General features: G+C 72.4%; 15 protein-coding genes. 2 read left to right on the top strand and 13 right to left on the bottom strand.

Annotated elements, in window-relative coordinates; all coding sequences use genetic code 11:
• Nucleotide 1: 1 nt before the first annotated feature.
• From OG199_RS17795 to OG199_RS17815, 5 genes are read right to left on the bottom strand one after another with little or no spacing between them, the layout of a single operon-like run.
• Nucleotides 2-958: an ABC transporter substrate-binding protein gene (locus OG199_RS17795; protein ID WP_356797315.1), complete on the bottom strand. Its 957-nt coding sequence runs from the start codon at nt 956-958 to the stop codon at nt 2-4.
• A 1-nt stretch (nt 959) separates the two neighbouring features.
• Nucleotides 960-2,918, bottom strand: a complete 1,959-nt coding sequence (locus tag OG199_RS17800; RefSeq protein WP_405830255.1) for an ABC transporter permease — start codon at nt 2,916-2,918, stop codon at nt 960-962.
• Entirely contained in the window at nt 2,918-4,045 is a 1,128-nt protein-coding gene (locus OG199_RS17805; protein ID WP_405830257.1) for a glycine betaine/L-proline ABC transporter ATP-binding protein, read from the bottom strand. Before OG199_RS17805 ends, OG199_RS17800 begins: the two co-directional genes overlap by 1 nt.
• Nucleotides 4,045-5,568, bottom strand: a complete 1,524-nt coding sequence (locus tag OG199_RS17810; RefSeq protein WP_405834577.1) for a GMC family oxidoreductase — start codon at nt 5,566-5,568, stop codon at nt 4,045-4,047. The genes OG199_RS17805 and OG199_RS17810 overlap by 1 nt, the downstream gene beginning before the upstream one ends.
• Nucleotides 5,569-5,618: 50 nt before the next feature.
• Nucleotides 5,619-7,139, bottom strand: coding sequence for an aldehyde dehydrogenase family protein (locus OG199_RS17815; protein WP_356797321.1), 1,521 nt, complete (start codon nt 7,137-7,139; stop codon nt 5,619-5,621).
• Nucleotides 7,140-7,369: 230 nt separating this feature from the next.
• On the opposite strand from OG199_RS17815, the gene OG199_RS17820 reads away from it, so the two are divergent.
• Nucleotides 7,370-8,278 (top strand): GNAT family N-acetyltransferase, encoded by a 909-nt coding sequence (locus OG199_RS17820; protein ID WP_401805573.1) that lies wholly within the window; start codon nt 7,370-7,372, stop codon nt 8,276-8,278.
• A gap of 16 nt (nt 8,279-8,294) precedes the next feature.
• Here the strand turns inward: OG199_RS17820 and OG199_RS17825 are convergent, their stop codons facing one another.
• The 8 genes from OG199_RS17825 to OG199_RS17860 form a co-directional block, all read right to left on the bottom strand.
• Nucleotides 8,295-9,365 carry a hypothetical protein gene (locus tag OG199_RS17825; RefSeq protein ID WP_356797325.1) on the bottom strand — a complete coding sequence of 357 codons (1,071 nt, stop codon included), beginning with the start codon at nt 9,363-9,365 and terminating at the stop codon, nt 8,295-8,297.
• A gap of 2 nt (nt 9,366-9,367) precedes the next feature.
• On the bottom strand, nt 9,368-9,745 hold the full coding sequence (locus OG199_RS17830) for a hypothetical protein (RefSeq protein ID WP_356797327.1): 378 nt from the start codon (nt 9,743-9,745) through the stop codon (nt 9,368-9,370).
• Entirely contained in the window at nt 9,738-11,576 is a 1,839-nt protein-coding gene (locus OG199_RS17835) for a hypothetical protein (protein WP_356797329.1), read from the bottom strand. Before OG199_RS17835 ends, OG199_RS17830 begins: the two co-directional genes overlap by 8 nt.
• A 181-nt stretch (nt 11,577-11,757) precedes the next feature.
• Nucleotides 11,758-12,747, bottom strand: a complete 990-nt coding sequence (locus OG199_RS17840) for a malate dehydrogenase (protein WP_356797331.1) — start codon at nt 12,745-12,747, stop codon at nt 11,758-11,760.
• Nucleotides 12,748-13,420: 673 nt separating this feature from the next.
• Nucleotides 13,421-14,692 (bottom strand): XRE family transcriptional regulator, encoded by a 1,272-nt coding sequence (locus OG199_RS17845; protein ID WP_401805567.1) that lies wholly within the window; start codon nt 14,690-14,692, stop codon nt 13,421-13,423.
• Between the two features lie 384 nt (nt 14,693-15,076).
• Nucleotides 15,077-15,718, bottom strand: coding sequence for a helix-turn-helix domain-containing protein (locus OG199_RS17850; RefSeq protein WP_405830260.1), 642 nt, complete (start codon nt 15,716-15,718; stop codon nt 15,077-15,079).
• Nucleotides 15,719-15,996: 278 nt separating this feature from the next.
• Complete coding sequence (locus OG199_RS17855) at nt 15,997-16,425, bottom strand: DUF3017 domain-containing protein (RefSeq protein WP_405834579.1); 429 nt, start codon at nt 16,423-16,425, stop codon at nt 15,997-15,999.
• A 247-nt stretch (nt 16,426-16,672) separates the two neighbouring features.
• Complete coding sequence (locus tag OG199_RS17860) at nt 16,673-17,527, bottom strand: bifunctional methylenetetrahydrofolate dehydrogenase/methenyltetrahydrofolate cyclohydrolase (protein ID WP_037626775.1); 855 nt, start codon at nt 17,525-17,527, stop codon at nt 16,673-16,675.
• 275 nt (nt 17,528-17,802) lie between these two features.
• On the opposite strand from OG199_RS17860, the gene OG199_RS17865 reads away from it, so the two are divergent.
• Entirely contained in the window at nt 17,803-18,405 is a 603-nt protein-coding gene (locus OG199_RS17865; protein WP_356797339.1) for a proline-rich domain-containing protein, read from the top strand.
• The last annotated feature ends 5 nt before the right edge of the window (nt 18,406-18,410 follow it).

An 18,410-nucleotide genomic window follows, 5' to 3' on the forward strand; every position in this document is an offset into this window, starting at 1 on the left:
GTCACGACAGCCACGCGCGCCAGGTCGACGCGTGGCTGTCCACCCACTTCTTCGCCGCCTCCTGCGCCGACAGCTTGTCGTTGGCGATCATCAGGGAGACCTCGTTCTGGTCCTCGGTGGTCCACTTGAACTTCTTCAGGAAGGCGGCCGCCTTGCCGCCGTTCTTCGCGAAGTCCGTGTTGAGGTACTTCTGGAGCGGGGTGTGCGGATAGGCGCAGGCGACCTTCGCCGCGTCCGCGTCGCAGCCCTCCTTGTAGGCGGGCAGCTTCACCTCCGTCATCGGGACCTTCTCGAAGAGCCACTGGGGTGAGTACCAGTATGTGAGGAAGGGCTTCTTCTCCTTCGCGAACTGCTTCATCTGGGTGATCTGCGCGGCCTCCGAACCGGCGAACACCACCTGGTAGTTGAGCTTCAGGTTGCCGACCAGGGCCTTGTCGTTGGTGACGTACGAAGGGGAGCCGTCCAGCAGCTGGCCCTTGCCGCCGCTCTCCGCGGTGCGGAGCCGGCCGGCGTACTTGTCGAGGTTCTTCCAGTCGGTGACGTCCGGGTGCTGCCGGGCGAAGTACGTGGGCACGTACCAGCCGATGTGCCCGGTGACCCCCAGCCCGCCGCCCGGGACGATCGTCTTCTTGTCCTCGACGTACCGCTTCTCCTGGTCGGGGTGGCCCCAGTCCTCCAGGATGGCGTCGACCCGGCCCTGACTGAGCGCGTCCCACGCGGGGACCTCGTCGACCTGCACGGTGTCGACGCGGTAGCCGAGCTTGTGCTCCAGCAGGTACTGCGCGACACCCACGTTGGCCTGCGCACCCACCCAGGACTGCACGGACAGGGTCACCGTCCCGGCGCCCTGGGCGCCCGCGAAGGGCGAGGCCTGCTTGGTCATGTCGGCCGCGCCGCAGCCGGTCAGCAGCAGCAGGGCGGACACACCGGCGGTCACCGACATCGTACGAAGTCGCATGTCACGCTCCCTTCTTCGTGGGCCGCCGGGTCGGCTGGGTCACCCGGTCGAGCATCAGGCCGAGGCAGACGATCGCCGCTCCGGCCACCAGGCCGGTCGCCAGGTCGCCCTGGGCGAGGCCGAACACGACGTCGTAGCCGAGCGCGCCACCGCCGACCAGGCCGCCGATGATGACGACGGCGAGGACCAGCACGACCCCCTGGTTGACGGCGAGAAGCAGTGCCGGGCGGGCCAGCGGAAGCTGGACCTGGCGCAGTTGCTGGGCGCCGGTGGCGCCGAGCGAGCGGGCCGCCTCCAGGGCGGCGGGGTCGACGGCGCGCAGCCCCTGCGTGGTGATGCGGACCACGGCGGGCAGCGCGTAGACGACGGCCGCGGCGACGGCGGGCGCGCGGCCGACACCGAACAGCGCCACCACCGGGATGAGGTACACGAACTGCGGCATCGTCTGGAAGACGTCGAGAACGGGCCGCAGCAGCCGTTCGACGCGCTCGCTGCGCGCCGCCGCCACACCGGTCGCGAAACCGAGGACGAGGGTCACGGCGACGGCCGCGAGCACCTGCGAGAGCGTGTCCAGGGAGGGCTTCCACACGCCCAGCACCCCGATCGCGGCCATCGCGAGGACCGCGGTGAGGGCGGTCCGCCAGGTGCCGATCAGCCAGGCGAGGGCGGCGACGATCAGCAGGACCGACCACCAGGGCAGTGACTGGAGGCCGTCCCGGAGTGGGTCCAGGACCCAGGTGGTGAAGTGTCCGGCCCAGTCGGCGGTGCCGCCGAGGTAGGGGACTCCGGAGTAGAGGTGGTCGGTCATCCAGCCGACGACCCGGTTCACGGGCTCGGCGATGTGCAGGGTCCAGGTGCCGGGCCAGTCGAGCCGGTCGGTGAGGCGTCCGGCGAGCGCCACGGCGACGGCCCCGGCGAGGACGTACACCCAGAGCAGGGCGGTTCCCCCGGTGCGGGTGCCGAGGCGTTCGCCCGCGGCGCCGGTCACCCGGTCCAGGACGACCGCGAGCAGCACGATCGGGATGCCGGCGGCGAGCGCGGCACCGACGTCGACGGAGGCGAGGGCCTGGTAGACGCGGTCACCGAGGCCGCCCGCGCCGATGACGGACGCGATGACCGCCATCGACAGCGCCATCATGATCGTCTGGTTGAGGCCCAGCAGGAGTTCCTTGCGGGCCAGCGGGAGGCGGGCGGTCAGCAGCCGCTGCCGGGCCGTGGCGCCGAGCGAGGTGACGGCCTCCATCACACCGGTGTCGGCGTCGCGCAGACCGAGCGCGGTGAGACGGGCCATGGGCGGCGCCGCGTAGACGACGGTGGCGAGGACGGCGGCGGGGACGCCGATGCCGAAGACCAGGACGACGGGCAGCAGGTAGGCGAAGGCCGGGAGCACCTGCATGGTGTCGAGGACCGGGCGCAGCGCGCGGTAGGTGCGGTCGGAGAGCCCGGCGGCGAGGCCGAGCAGCGCGCCGAGGGCGACGGACGCGAGGACGGCGACCACCATGAGCGCGAGCGTCTGGAGGGTGGGCACCCACATGCCGAGCAGCCCGCAGGCGAGGAAGGCGGCGGTCGTTCCGAGCGCGAGCCGGATCCCGGCGGCCCGCCAGGCGACGAGTCCCGCGGCCACCGTGACGCCGGCCCAGCCCGCCGCGAGCAGCACCAGGTAGACGGCGCGTACGCAGAGGACGACGGCGTTGCTGACGTAGCCGAAGAAGTAGAGGAACAGGGGGTGGCTGTCCCGGTTGTCGATGATCCAGTCGCTGGTTCTGCCGAGGGGCCCGGCGAGGTCGACGGTGAGCGCGTGCGGCCAGGTCCCGCTGGCCCAGCGGGAGTCGAGGACCGGGACGAGGACGGCCGCGGCGACGGCGAGCAGCAGGATCTTGGCCACGGCGCGGTGCCGGGTGGCGCTCTTGAGCAGGGCGGAGACGCCGGTGTGCCCGACGGTCGCGGTGACGGCAGCCATCAGGCCACCCCCTCGCTGCGGGCCGCGGAGTCCGTCCCGGCCACCACCCCGAGCAGCGCCGCCGAGTCCACGACCCCGAGGCAGCGTCCCTTGTCCATGACGCGTGCCGGGTCGCCGGAGCGCGCCACCGCCTCGATGGCCTGCGAGACGGTCGTCTCGGGTGTCACGGCCGGGCCTCGCGCGGCCTCGTCCGCGGACGCGGCCCGCATCGCCGTACGCACCGTCATGACCTGCTCGCGCGGCACGTCCCGGACGAACTCGCGGACGTAGTCGTCGGCGGGTGAGCCGACGATCTCCTCGGGCGTGCCGAGCTGGACGATGCGGCCGTCGCGCATCAGGGCGATGCGGTCGCCCAGGCGCAGGGCCTCGTTCAGGTCGTGGGTGATGAAGACCATCGTGCGGCCCTCGTCGCGGTGGAGGCGGACGACCTCCTCCTGCATGTCACGCCGGATGAGGGGGTCGAGTGCGCTGAACGGCTCGTCGAAGAGCAGCACTTCGGGGTCGACGGCGAGGGCCCGGGCGAGCCCGACGCGCTGCTGCTGGCCGCCGGAGAGCTGGCCCGGCTTGCGGTGTTCCATGCCTTCGAGGCCGACCTTGGCGACGACCCCGGCGGCCCGCTCGCGGCGCTCCGCCTTGCCGACGCCCTGGATCTCCAGGCCGTAGGCGACGTTGTCGAGGACGGAGCGGTGCGGGAGCAGGCCGAAGTGCTGGAAGACCATCGCGGCGCGGTGGCGGCGCAGTTCGCGCAGCCGGGCCCGGTCCATGGCGCGCACGTCCTCGCCGTCGATGGCGATCGTGCCCGCGGTCGGCTCGATGAGCCGGGTCAGACACCGTACGAGGGTGGACTTGCCCGAGCCGGACAGGCCCATGACGACGAAGACCTCGCCCTTGCGCACGTCGAAGCCGACGTCGCGGACGGCGGCGGTGCAGCCGGTGCGGGAGCGGAGTTCGGCGGGGGTGAGGGCGGAGAGCTCGGGGTCGGCGGGGACCCGCTCGGGCCTGGGTCCGAAGACCTTCCACAGACCGTCGACGGAGAAGACGGGACCTTCGGCGGCACCCGCGCTTCCGGCACCACTGGCACTACTCACATTGCTGGCACTGCTGGCACTGCTGGCAGTCGTACTCATCACGCACCACCTCCGATCAGCTCGGCGCATTTCTCCCCGACCATGAGCACCCCGATCATCGGGTTCACGGCGGGCATCGTCGGGAAGACCGACGCGTCGGCGATACGCAGGCCGTCGAGGCCGCGCACCCTCAGTTCGGGGTCGACCACGGCGTCGGTGTCCGCCGCCGCTCCCATCCGGCAGGTGCCCGCCGGGTGGTACACGGTGTGCGCGACCTGGCGCGCGTACGCGCTCAGCTCCTCGTCGTCCGTGACGTCCGGACCGGGACACACCTCACGCTTGAGCCAGCCCGCGAGCGGCTCGGTCGCGGCGATCTCGCGGGCGATACGGATCCCGTCGACGAGGGTGCGGCCGTCGTAGTCGTCCTCGTCCGTGAAGTAACGGAAGTCGAGGGCGGGCTTGACCACCGGATCGGCGCTCGTCAGGTACAGCCGTCCACGGCTGCGCGGCTTGGGGATGTTCGGGGTCATCGAGACGCCGTGCGCGGGGCGTTCGTAGCCGATCCGCTCCGGGTTGTCGGTGAACGGGACCTGGTAGAAGTGGAACATCAGGTCGGGGCCCGCGTGTTCGGGGTCGCGGCGCACGAAGAGACCCGCGTCGGAGTCCATCGCGGAGTTCTCGGGGATGGGGCCGACCGTCTCCCACACGATCACCGACTCGGGGTGGTCGAGCAGGTTCTCACCGACGCCGGGCAGGTCGTGGGCGACGGGTATGCCGAGCGCCTCCAGATCGGCGGCCGGTCCGATGCCGGAGTGCAGCAGCAGCCGCGGCGAGTCCACGGCGCCGGCGCACAGCACGACCTCGTGCTTCGCCCGTACGAGGATCTCCTCGCCGTCCTTGGTGCGGACGTGCACGCCCGTCGCGCGCGTCCCCGCCAGCTCCAGCCGGTGCGCCCAGGTCTCCAGCATCAGCGTGAGGTTGGGCCGCTCGTCCATCACCGGGTGCAGATAGGCGACCGACGCGCTGGACCGCTTGTTGTTCTCGGGGTGGTAGGCGAGGTCGAAGAAGCCGGCACCCTCGGTGAACGGCTGCTTGTTGAAGCCCTCGACGCGGGGGACGCCCAGCGCGGACCGGGCGGCGTCCACGAAGTCGCGGGCGATGGCGTTCCGGTCCTTCTCGTCGACCGGGACGATGTTGTTGAGGAGCCGCGCGAAGTACGCCTCCATCGGCACCGCGCCCCAGCCCTCGGCGCCCGCCGCCTCCCACTCGTCCCAGTCGGAGGGCAGCGGCTTGAACGCGATGAGCGTGTTGTGCGAGGAGCAGCCGCCCAGCACCCGGGCCCGGCTGTGCCGGATGTGCGAGTTGCCGCGGGGCTGCTCGGTCGTCGGGTAGTCGTAGTCGAGCTCGCCGCCGAGCAGGCCCATCCACCGGCGCAGGGTGAGGACGTCCTCGCGGCCCACGTCACTGGGGCCGCCCTCGATGACGGCGACGGTGACGTCGGGGTTCTCGGTGAGCCGGGAGGCGATCACGGAACCGGCCGTGCCGCCTCCGATGACGACATAGTCGTAGGTGTTCTCGTGCATGTGGTCGTGCTCCAGGGTGCTGGGGGCGGTGGGGAGTTGCGTCACGGGGATCAGCCCGCGAACCAGCGGACCGGCTTGGGCGCGAGGTTCTGGTAGACGTGCTTCGTCTCGCGGTACTCGGCGAGGCCCGCCGGGCCCAGCTCGCGCCCCACACCGCTCTTCCCGAAGCCGCCCCACTCCGCCTGCGGGAGATAGGGGTGGAAGTCGTTGATCCAGACGGTGCCGTGCCGCAACCGTCCGGCGACCCGGCGGGCACGGCCCGCGTCGGTGGTCCAGACGGCGCCCGCGAGCCCGTACTCGGTGTCGTTGGCGAGCGCGACGGCCTCCTCCTCGGTACGGAAGGTCTCCACCGTCAGGACGGGCCCGAAGACCTCCTCGCGGACCACCTTCATCCCGCGGTGGCACTGGTCGAGAACGGTCGGCTCGTAGAAGTACCCGGTGGCGGGCCTGCTGTCGGAGGGTTCCGGACGCTGCCCGCCGGCCCGCAGCACCGCACCCTCAGCCAGCGCGGAGGCGACGTACGCCTCGGTCTTCTCCCGCTGCTGCTCGGAGACCAGCGGGCCGCACTCGACACCTTCCTCGGTGCCGCGGCCCAGCCTGATCCGCCCGGCCCGGCGCGCGAGTTCGGCGACGAAGCGCTCGCGCACGGACTCCTCGACGAGGAGACGCGAGCCCGCCGAGCAGACCTGGCCGCTGTGGATGAAGGCGGCGTTGAGCGCCTGGTCGACGGCGGTGTCGAAGTCCTCGTCCGTCGCGCAGGCGTCCGCGAAGACGACATTGGGGTTCTTGCCGCCGAGTTCGAGGGCGACCTTCTTGACGGTGTCGGCGGCGGCCCTGGCCACCTTCGTCCCGCTGACCAGGCCACCGGTGAAGGAGACGAGGTCGACGTCGGGGTGCTCGGCGAGGCGGGCGCCGACCGTGTGTCCGGGCCCGGTGACGAGATTGGCGACCCCGGCCGGCAGACCGGCCTCGACGAGCAGCCGCAGCAGCGCGATCGTCGTCAGCGGCGTGATCTCGCTCGGCTTGATCACGAAGGTGTTCCCGGCGGCCAGGGCGGGCGCCACCTTCCAACTGGCCTGCAGCAGCGGATAGTTCCACGGCGTGATCAGTGCGCAGACACCCACCGGCTCGTGCACGACGACACTGTGGACGTCCTCGGACCCGGCGTCGACGACCCGGCCGCCGCCCTCCCCCACGACGAGATCGGCGAAGTACCGGAAGGCGTCCGCGACGCAGTCGATGTCGACGCGCCCCTCCTCGACCGTCTTGCCCGCGTCCCGGCTCTCCAGCAGCCCGAGCTCCTCACGGTCGCGGACCAGGAGGTCGGCGACGCGGCGCAGCAGGGCCGCGCGCTCGGCGACGGGGGTGTGCGGCCACGGGCCCGCGTCGAAGGCGCCGCGCGCGGCCGCCACGGCCGCGTCGGTGTCCCTCTCGTCACCCTCCGCGACCACGGCAAACGGCTTGGCGTCCGCGGGGTCGAGGATCTCGCGGGTCGCGCGGGATGCGGCCGCGCGCCACTCCCCGCCCACGTGGAGCGTCTGTTCTGCCTGCTGAGCCCGGTGTCCGGCCATGGTCGGTGCTGCCTTCCGTTCCTGATCCGTTCCCCTGTGTCACGTACGTGTCACTCTCGGGGACCGGGAGCGCATGCCCCCCGACCCGGATTGCATGCACGATCGGTGACCGGAAGTGCGCCGTGTCACTGAAAAATCAGCAGAAATGCGACCAGAAGCGACGCCTGGCAGGGTGGCCGGCCCGGCCTCCCCTCCTTCTCCCTTCCCTCTTCTTTGACTAAAGTCAAAGAATGAGGGAGACAGTGTCTGCGGAGGACGTGCGGGCGCTCCGGCGCTTCAACCGGTACTTCACCCGCCGCATCGGAGTCCTGGACGACCGCTACCTCGGACAGGACCGGCCGCTCGGCGAGGCGCGGCTGCTGTTCGAGCTGGGCGGCGGGGTGTCCCTGCGCGAGCTGCGGAACCGGCTCGGCCTGGACGCCGGATATCTGAGCCGGATGGTCCGGGCACTGGAGGCGCAGGGGCTGGTTCGGGTGAGCGTGCCGGCCGAGGACAGCCGGCTGCGGGTCGCGGAGCTCACGCCGGCCGGCCGCGCCGAGGTCGAGGAGCAGAACCGGCGGGCCGACGCGCTCGCCGAAGGACTGCTCGGCGGACTCGACGAGCGGCAGCGCGACGAACTCACCGCCGCCATCGGCGCCGCCGAGCGGCTGCTGCGGCTGGCGGGCATCACCGTCGAGTCCGTCGACGGCGCCTCGCCCGACGCGCGCGACTGCCTCGCGGGGTACGCCGCCGACATCGACCAGCGGTTCCCGGAAGGGTTCGACCCCGCCGCCCTGGTACGGCCCGAAGAAGTGTCCGGGGACTCGGGTGCCTTCCTCGTCGCGTACGAGGAAGGGCGTCCCGTGGGGTGCGGGGCGCTCCGCCTCCTGGAACCGGGGGTCGGCGAGATCCGCCATGTGTGGGTGCGTCCAGGAGCCCGGCGGCTCGGTCTGGCGCGACGGATCCTCGACGGGCTGGAGCGCGAGGCCGCCGGACGCGGCTGCGCCGTCGTACGGCTCGACACGCACGCGGTGCTCACCGAGGCGCAGTCGATGTACCGGGCGTGCGGATACGCGGAGATCCCCCGGTACGACGACAACGTCTACGCCGCTCACTGGTTCGAGAAACGACTCCGAGCGTTCCCGAAGCCGCTCCCGTGACGGGCGGTACCCCGGTTCAGCAGGCGCCGGCCAGGCAGAACGATGTCACCGCCGCCTCCTGGACCTGCCGCTGCGCGGGCCATGCGTCGGCCGGTCCCGAGGTGAGGACGACGTACAGCTCACCGCCGCCGGCCGGGACGACCCGGTCCAGGGTGCGCACCTCGACGCCCCACTTCTGGCTGGGGTGGGAGTAGTCGAGCTCGGCGGCCTCGCCCCGGGCGTCGGGCACGGTCGTGAGACTGTTGCGGTGGTAGCCCGGCAGCTGTTTCCTGAGGTCCTTCTCGGCCGCCGTGAGCGTGCCGCGCGGGGTGGGGTCGTCCTCGCTGACCCGGAAGACCTGGAGATAGCGGGGTCCTCCGCCGGACTCCCGGAAGAAGTAGATCGTGACGCCGTTCTTGCCGCTCTGCGTCTCCGGCTGCCAGCCGTCCGGTACGGCGGTGTCGAACTCGCCGTTGGAGACCCGGTGGTATCCGGCCGGGAGAGCGCTCGGCGACGGGGAGGCCGAGGTGGCGTCCAGGGTCGGTGCGGGCGTGGACACGGGCGCGGGGTCCTGGGCGCTCGGGCCGGTGGGCGCGGTGGACACCTTGGTGCGGGCGTCGTCCTTGTGCGTACCGCCGCTGTCCCTGCTCCACAGGTACCAGCCGCCGAACCCCGCCGCCCCGCCGACGAGCAGGGCCGCGGTCAGCACCGCGACCACGCGCCGCACCGAGGGCCGCGAGGCGGGACCCGGAGCGGGAAGGGGACCAGGAGTCGAGTAGGCCGGGTGGACGGGGTGGTACGCGCCCGGGTCGGGGCCGGGGAAGAAGGCGGGGGCCGGGTACTGGCTCCGCTGGTCGGTACCCGGGCCGGGGCCGGTGGCGGGATCGGTGGCGGATTCACCGGCGGAGCCGGAAGCCGAACCCGAGCCGTCCCCCGGGGCCGGGCCAGGGGCAGCACCCGGGCCGGGCGCGGGCGCGGGCGTGGGCGGGTGGACCGGCTCGAACTCCGGGCGCGGCGGAGGCGGCGGGGTGTAGCGGCCCCGCGGCGCGCCGCCCGTCTCCCAGCTCTGCGTCTCGGCGTTCCAGTGGACCTCGTCCTTGCCGGCCACGGTCAGTTCCCCAGCAGCGCGGCGACGGATTCGGCCACCGCGCCCGCCGAGGCCAGCAGCCCGGTCAGCGCGCCGGCGTCCGTGAGGGCCTGCCGGAGCCGGGCGAGCCGGCTCTGCCCCGCCCGGCCCGACTCCTCGATCTCGGCCTGAGCCACGGCGAGTTCGGAGTCCAGGCCGGCCGTCTGGCTGCTGGCGACCAGCCGTCCCAGGTCGGCGCGGAGTTCACGCACCTGCCGCAGCAGCTCCTCGTGCGCCGGGTCGCGGCCCGGCGCTCCGGCGCCCGGCTGATTGACGACGTTGTTCCCGTCGCCGATCGCGAAGGCCCCGCTGACACCGCTGATGTTGATGGATCCTCTTCCGGCGGCCTGTTCGTCAGCCATTCCCATCCCCTCCCGCCCCGTTCGGTGTGCTCGCTGTGCTCGGCGTGCCCGGCGCGTTCGACGGGCCCGGCGCACCGGACGTACTCGGTGCGCCCGGCGTGTCCGGCACGCCCGGCGTACTCGGCGTACTCGGCGTACTCGGCGCCCTGTTGGTGACCACGTTGTTGTCACCGAGGGCGAACGCCCCCTGCGCGTTCTCGATCAGGGTGCTGCCGCCGCTCACGTTGACGACCTTCTGGGCGAACTCGTCGGTCCGGTAGCCCGAGTCCTTCAGAACCTGCCGCACCCCCTGCGCGACCCGGTCCTGGATCGACTTGAGATAGCGGGTGACGTCCATGTCCTGGAAGAGCGAGGCACTGTCCCCGGAGCCCAGCTCGCGCACCGACCGGGCGGGCCCGTCCGGCATCGCCGCGCCGTAGCCCGCGGTGAGGATCCGCCAGGTCAGGGCCACTCCCCGGCCCACTGTCGCGGCCGCGAGAGGCGCCGAGCGAGGCGTGCGCGCGAGCGCCCACACCGCCTTGCCCAGCGGGCTGTTGTGACGGTGCTGGTGGGCGATGCGGTCCGCGTTCTCGAAGTCGGCGCGGACCGGCAGCAGGACGTGCGGGGCGATCTCCAGCATCAGCATGCCGCCCTGGGTGTGCACGCGGACGAAGACGGTGGTGACGACCTCCTCCTCCCAGCCGCCGACCCGTGCCCGCAGGAAGTGCCGGCGGGTCTCGCCGCCCTCCTCGACCGACTCGGCGCTGTGCAGGACGAACGCGTCCTGGTGGTACGGCGCGAGGTCCCTGCGGGGCAGCCCCGCCACCGGCAGGAACACGCACTCGTCGATCTCCAGGCGGCGCAGCCGGTCCCGGACCGCGCCCCCGGCGTGCGGCGAGGGCAGTCGCAACCGCGCCAGCAGCTCGTGGATCCGGTCGAGGATCACCCGGTTGTTGATGGGCAGCGGCGGCTCCCGGCGCTCCGGGTCCGGCCGAAGCTCGACGGCGAGACTCCAGGTGTCGTACGCCTGCCCGGCACCGCAGAAGGGGTGCGCCGCGTGGTACATCACCAGGGGCGAGTGCTGCTCGACGCGGATGCGCTGCCGCAGCCGCTGGAAGCGCCGTCCCTCGGAGAGTTCGGCCGGGTCGGCGGCCATGTCGCCGAAACGCGCCGGGTGCAGCTCGTGCGCGAGCGCCCGCGCGAACTGACCGCGCTGCACGGCGACGCACACCGCCACCAGCAGCAGGACGAGCAGCGCGGACCAGGCGTTGACCGGCCGGATGCGCACCCCGCCGTGCTCGAAGAGCGCCGTCGCCAGCGGGGTGGGGAGGAAGGCGTCGAAGAATTCGTAGAGTTCCCGCTGGTCCACGACGCCGAAGGCCGCGCGCACCGTCGTGACCGAGGCGTAGATCAGGAAAATCCGCCCCCACCAGCGCAGCCACCACGCGGGGAATCTCCGGTACCACGGGGGGCGTTCCCGCGCGCCCCGGATCCAGGAGGCGGTGGCGAGCACCAGACACGGGAGCAGCAGGGCGGCCAGCAGGTAGTTGGAGAGCGGGAAACCCACCGCCCACAGTCCGAGGATCGCGGCCGCCCAGCCCACGTCGAGCCGGCGTGCGCGCAGGGCGTGGGCCAGGACGCGCGCCGCGTCGTGGCCGAGCGAGGGGGCGGCGAGGCGCTCCTCGTGGACGTACAGCTCCTCGATCACCGCGTCGCGGTAGCCCGCGTCCAGGTAGGTGCCCGCGCAGAGCAGCCGCGTCGCCTCACTCGCCCCCGGCGGCACACCGGGCTCGCCGGTCACGGTGGTCCGGGGTGGCTGTGGTTGCTGAGGTAACTGGAATGTCTGCGTCAACGCTGCTCCCCCGAGGCGTGAACTGCCGTGTTCCGCACACGCGTTGGTGTGTCCGGCGTCACAGCATAGGGGTCGTGTGGCATCCCTGCCGCGTTTATTCACAGGAACGGCGCAGGCCCCGCCCGGGAAACCCGGGCGGGGCCTGCGTGGGGTACCGCGAGGTGCGGCGGGGTGCGAGGGCTCAGATGAGACCGAGACCGCGGACCGCGTCGCGCTCCTCCTCGAGCTCCTTGACGGAGGCGTCGATACGGGCGCGGGAGAACTCGTTGATGTCCAGGCCCTGGACGATCTCGTACTGCCCGTCCTTGGTGGTGACGGGGAAGGAGGAGATGATCCCCTCCGGGACGCCGTACGAACCGTCCGACGGGATGCCCATGGAGGTCCAGTCGCCGTCCGCCGTGCCGTTGACCCAGGTGTGCACGTGGTCGATGGCGGCGTTGGCCGCGGAGGCGGCGGAGGAGGCGCCACGCGCCTCGATGATCGCGGCACCGCGCTTGGCGACGGTCGGGATGAAGTCCTCGGCGAGCCACTTCTCGTCGTTCACGACCTCGGCGGCGTTCTTGCCGGCGACCGTGGCGTGGAAGATGTCCGGGTACTGGGTGGCGGAGTGGTTGCCCCAGATGGTGAGGCGCTTGATGTCCGCGACCGTCGTGCCGGTCTTCTTCGCGAGCTGCGTCAGCGCGCGGTTGTGGTCCAGACGGGTCATCGCGGTGAAGCGCTCGGCCGGTACGTCCGGAGCGGCGGCCTGCGCGATGAGGGCGTTGGTGTTCGCCGGGTTGCCCACGACGAGGACCTTGACGTCGTCCGCGGCGTGGTCGTTGATGGCCTTGCCCTGCGGCTTGAAGATGCCGCCGTTGGCCGACAGCAGGTCGCCGCGCTCCATGCCCTTGGTACGCGGGCGGGCGCCGACGAGCAGGGCGACGTTCGTGCCGTCGAAGGCCACGTTCGGGTCGTCCGTGATGTCGATCCCCGCGAGGAGCGGGAAGGCGCAGTCGTCGAGCTCCATGGCGGTGCCCTCGGCGGCCTTCAGCGCCGGCGTGATCTCCAGGAGGCGCAGCTTGACCGGCACGTCCGCGCCGAGCAGCTGGCCGGAGGCGATGCGGAAGAGCAGGGCGTAACCGATCTGGCCGGCCGCGCCGGTGACGGTGACGTTCACGGGAGTGCGGGTCATGGCGTTCTCCGTATGACAGCTGGCGGTGGGGCGTCCCTGCCCCGGGGTGCAGGATCGTCCCCTGCGTCCACCGCAATGATCGATCAAAGGTGCCGATGATCGATCTCTCGGCGTCAAGAGAGATCCGCCGTCAGGCTATCGCGCATCCGACACCCCCGACGGCCGGGTCCCGTGTGGCCCACCCCACAGAGGCCCCGAACGGGCGGCCGCCGGCCCCGGGGGGGAAGGGGGCGGCGGCCACCGAGGGGGTGCCGGGGTCCGTCCCGGGGGCGGGTGCACGTCCCGCCCCTCCCGGGCGTCGCCGGATCCCGTGGGGGTTATCTGTCCGCCTGCCCGCGCCGGGCCCGACCATTCCCCCCACTTTCCGAGCGCCCCATCAACCGTCATCCGCCAACCGTCACCCGCGCCCGTTGTTCTCACCCCTGGGGGCTGCCGCCTGAACGGCCTCGCGGGCCCTCACTGATGGGTCGCCTTCGAAGGCTGACGCCCGGGGTCATGCAATTCAGCCCGTCCGGCGTCTGAGGACGAGCCCTTCGGGCGAAGCGGGGGTCCAGGGGGCGCGGCCCCTTGGCGGGGGGTCTGGGGGCGGAGCCCCCAGGGATGGGTCGGGTAAGGGCGGCGGGGGCGAAGAAACCTCCCTCGAACTACCCCCACCACCCCAGCCCCTGCTACCTCACCGCGTACACCCCCGCTGCCCCGACTTCAACGTCACGCAGGCCTTCGCCTCACCGGCACCCTTGACGGCGATCATCGGGGTGTACGCATCAGTGTCGGTGTCCACCGAACCGGTCTGCTGCGGCACACCGGCGGCGGACACCACGACCGAGTCACCGGCCACGGCCTGCGTGATGCGGGCCCAGGCCGCGGCACAGGTCTTGCTGTAGCGGACCTCGACGAGCGTCGTACCGACAGTGATGCTGGTGGGAGTGGTCGCCAACTGCCCCCCGCAGCCCATGTTCTCCGGGTCCTTGCCCGTGCAGTCGCCGCCACTGCACTTCACCCCGGCCGGCAGGTCGGGGTGGACGGAGGCGGACGTCGTGGGCGCCTTGGGCGTGCCCTGCTCCTTCTTGTCACCGCCACCCCCGGTGAGGAGGACGGCCACGGCGATGACGACGAGCGCACCCACGACACCCGCGAGGAACATCGTCAACCGCCGCTTGCGCCGCGCCCCGTCGGCCGACGCTCCGCCGGGCGAGGCCCCGTCGGGAGACTTCCCGGCGGCCGGCCGGCCACCGGCCGGCGGACCACCGGCGGACGGGGTGGGTCCGGCCGGACCGGCCGGACCGGCCGCCACCGGCGGCCCGAACCGCCCCGCGCCCCCGGACGACGGCGTGGCGACGGCCCCCCAGCCACCGCCCCCACCGCCCCGCGAGGCCCCTCCGGACGAGGAACCGCCGGAGGAGGACCCACCGGACGAGGAACCGCCGCGCACACCACCCGCGTTCGGCGACGAGGCCCCGGGCACCGAGTCCTCCACGTCCGCCGCGGTCGGCTGCGGCGGTACCGACGGCGACACACCCGCGGGCCCGGCGATCCCGGGCGTCACGATCGCGCCGCGGCCCTTGCGTGCCTGCTTGCCGTCGCTCCCGTTCGCCGGGGACGCCCCGGACTCCCCGAGCGCCGCCCGCGCCTGGGAGATGCGGATCGCTTCCATGGTCATGTCGTGGCGCATCTCCGAACGGCTCCAGGCACGCTCGGCGAGCTCCCACATGGTGGTCAGATGAACGGGACTGGTCCCGGTCACCTCGGCCAGGGCGACGATCGCACCCTTGGGCGCGAGAAGCCGGCCGTTGAGGTAACGCTCCCAGGACGTCCTGCTGTAGCCCGTACGGTCGGCCAGGGCGGCGACACTCAGCCCGCTCCGGTCGACCAATCGGCGCAGCTGGCCGGCGAACTCCCTGACCTGCGGATCGAGTTCATCCGGCAAGGCCTTCCAACGAGGCATTGCTGTTCCCCCCTGCTTCTTTCCCCCCGTGCGTGCCTGACATTTCCCCCCGCGCGGCTCCCCCGGGCTCTCCCCCGCGTGCGGGCAAGGGAGGGGCCCGTCGCCGCCGAGTCCCCGTTCTCGTTACCCACAGGGATGCGTCCGGCCGGGACCTCAGTTCCCGCGACGGGGGCGCACAGGAGCGTTCGGGCCGGGGCACGCGCCGTTGCACGCCCGTCGGGCCGCGCTCCCAGTGTCCCATTTCCCCCGCTCCGGCCAGAAGGACTCCCGACCTCCGCACAGGCGCCGGTCGGAACGGACCGGGCTCGGTCCTCGAACCTGCCAGGACCTCGGCACAGCGGGAACGCGGGTGCGACCCCCGCCGGTCGTGAACGGGCTATCAAGTCACCCGAGAGTGACGGCACCCGCGACCGCGACGAGGAGGAGCGCGAGGACGAGCAGGGCGGCGTAGAGGAGGAGACGTCCCGAGCGCGGACCGGGCGCGGGTTCCTCGTCGAGCAGGTCCCACCACGGAAGCGTGGGCTCCTCCTCGTACCCGCACGGGCCCGCACGGTCGTCCGCACCCTGCCCCGCGCCGCCGTGTCCGTCACGTCCGTCGTGCGCATCGTGTCCGTCGTGCGCATCGTGTCCGTCGTGCGCATCGTGTCCGTCGTGCGCACCGTGTCCGTCGTGCGCACCGTGTCCGTCGTGCGCGCCGTCACGCCCACCGGGGGGTGGTCCGCCCACGGGGAGACGTGCGGGCGCGGGCTCGCGGGGCCAGACCCGTACCGCCAACTCCCACCGCACGCCGAAGCGTTCGGCATCGGCACCGGTGAGACCCGCGACCCGGCACAGGGCCGCGACCGCCTGCCGGGGTGGCGGCTGGGTCCCGTTGAGGTAGCGCTGCCAGGACGACTTGCTGTACGCGGTGCGCGCGCCCAGCGCGACCAGGCTCAGCCCGGTGCTGTCCTTGAGCAGCCGTACCTGCTCGACGAAGTGCCGTACCTCCGCGGGAAGTTCCTCCGGCAGCGGCTGCCAGGCACCCATCGCTCACCCACCTCCTGCGGCGTTCCGTAGGCGCTCGTCCGCCTCCCGGCGTCCCCTGTGAGCGAGGGACGGCGCCGGACGGTGGGACGGTTCCCGTCACGCGACGCGGACACGGTGGCGGAACGGTCACTTCCGTGCCACAGCGAACTGCCGGCTGTTGTACGGCCCGTCCCGGTGCAGAAGGGTTGTCCCCGGGCGGTACGGCCGCCCGGCCGCGGCCCGTCCTTACTCGGGGGAGAGGACGGGTCGCGGCGCCGTGCGCGGACGGCGCGGGGGTCTCAGCGGACCGTGAAGTGCAGCGTGTCGTCCAGGAACGGGATCACCAGCCATGGGCTGGGCTGTGCCATCAGCGCGAGCAGCACGATGGCGAGGCCCAGCACGCCGTACGTGACCATGTCCGTGAAGCGGGAACGGACCGCGAGCATGCCCACGTCGGGCAGCATCCAGCGCATCACGGCACCGGCCAGCAGGGCGGCGCCGATCAGGATCGTGCCGAACCGGAACGCGTCCAGCGCGACCAGCAGCAGGCCGAGCCCGACGGAACCCAGCACGGCCAGGATGGGCCACTGGCGGGCCGGGGCCGGGGCGTCGCCCGATGCCGCCCGGCCGCCGCCCTCGGGCCGCGCGGTGTCCTTCGTGAACAGCGGGAAGCGGCGGGTGGTGCGGCGCGGCCGCCCCTCGGCGTCCGGGGCACTCACCGCGTCGATCGCACCGGGGTCGCCCTCCTCGGCGTCGTCCCCGGACCCGGAGCCGTCCCCGGACCCGGCGGCGTCCGGCGCCTCGGCCTCGGCCCGCGCCCCCGTCACGCCCGGCGCGGCCCCCTCGGACCGTGCGGCCCCATCCGTCCGTGCGGCCCCATCCGTCCGTGCGGACGCCTCGGCCCGCACGGTGGCTTCCGCCACTGCCTCCGCTTCCCGTACGGCCGATGCGGAGTCGGCCCTCTCCGAGCTGCCGTCAGCCGACACTGCGCTCCGCCGCTTCCACCACGTTGACGAGCAGCTGGGCACGGGTCATCGGGCCGACGCCGCCCGGGTTCGGGGAGATCCACGCCGCGACCTCGGCGACGTCCGGGTGGACATCGCCGACGATCTTGCCCTCGGCGCTGCGCGAGACGCCGACGTCGAGGACGGCGGCGCCCGGCTTCACGTCCTCGGCGCGGACGAGGTGCGCGGAGCCGGCCGCGGCGATGATGATGTCGGCGCGCTTCAGGTGCGCGGAGAGGTCCCGGGTACCGGTGTGGCACTGGGTCACGGTCGCGTTCTCGCTGCGCCGCGTCAGCAGCAGCGGCATCGGACGGCCGATGGTCACCCCGCGGCCGACGACCACGACCTCGGCACCCTTGATCTCCACGCCGTAGCGACGCAGGAGGGTGAGGACGCCGTTCGGGGTGCAGGGCAGCGGGGCCGGCTCGTTCAGCACGAGGCGGCCGAGGTTCATCGGGTGCAGTCCGTCCGCGTCCTTGTCCGGGTCCATCAGCTCCAGGATGCGGTTCTCGTCGATGCCCTTGGGGAGCGGGAGCTGAACGATGTAGCCGGTGCACGCGGGGTCCTCGTTGAGTTCCCGCACCACCGCCTCGATCTCCTCCTGCGTGGCGGTCGCGGGCAGTTCACGCTGGATGGAGGCGATGCCCACCTGCGCGCAGTCGCGGTGCTTGCCCGCGACGTACTTCTGGCTGCCGGGGTCGTCGCCCACCAGGACGGTCCCCAGGCCGGGCGTGACGCCCTTCTCCTTCAGGGCCGCCACGCGGACGGTCAGATCGGACTTGATCGCGGCTGCGGTGGCCTTGCCATCGAGAATCTGGGCGGTCATGGTCCCATCCTCGCGGATGACCCGCTCCTGGTTCCAATCCGGGCGCCTCCCCCGCGCCCTCGTCTCCCCCGATCCCGCCGTGATCAGCGATGTTGCACTTGCACAACACATGCACAACGCACCCGGAAGCACTCTGGACAAATAAGGAAGGCATTGAGAACGATGAACGACACAGTGCCGCGGGCAGTACCGGGGGGACGGACCGCTCTGCAGAAACTCTCCTCCGCACCGTGCCGCGCCTCGTCCCTGCACCAGGCAACGGAGGAAACCCCGCCATGAGTTTCGGCGACCCGAACAACCCCTACGGTCCCCCGCAGGGCCAGCCGTCGGGTTACCCGCCCCAGGGCCAGCCCGGCTACGGCTACCCCCAGGACGCCCCGCAGCAGCCCGGATACGGCTACCCGCAGGCCCCGCCGGTCCAGCAGTCGCCGTACGGCGGCTACCCCGGCGGCCCGATGGTGATGCCCGGCGGGGTGAAGTCCGCGCGCGTGATGCTGTTCGTCATCGGCGGTCTCCAGGTACTCGGCGCCATTCTGATCGCGTTCTCCGCGGTCGCCGTCTCGGCCGCGAAGAACAACGCGGAGCTCAAGGACGACGTCCGCTTCCAGCAGCTCGCCGACTACTCGGCCGGCGCCCTGTGGGGCGTGACGGTCGCGGTGCTGGCCTGGGGTGTTCTCGCGATCTGGCTCGGTGTGAAGTGCGCCAACGGCGGCAACGGCGTGCGCATCACCACGATGGTGTTCGGCATCCTGACCGCGATCCTCGGCATCTACCCGTTCATCATCGTCGGTCTGGCGCACACCGTGCTCGCGATCCTCATCGCGGTGTTCGTCGGCAAGGCCGACGGCGAGGCCTGGTTCAACCGCCCGAAGTACTGAGTTCC

The sequence above is a fragment of the Streptomyces sp. NBC_01176 genome, from assembly GCF_045039825.1.
Lineage (GTDB): Bacteria > Actinomycetota > Actinomycetes > Streptomycetales > Streptomycetaceae > Streptomyces.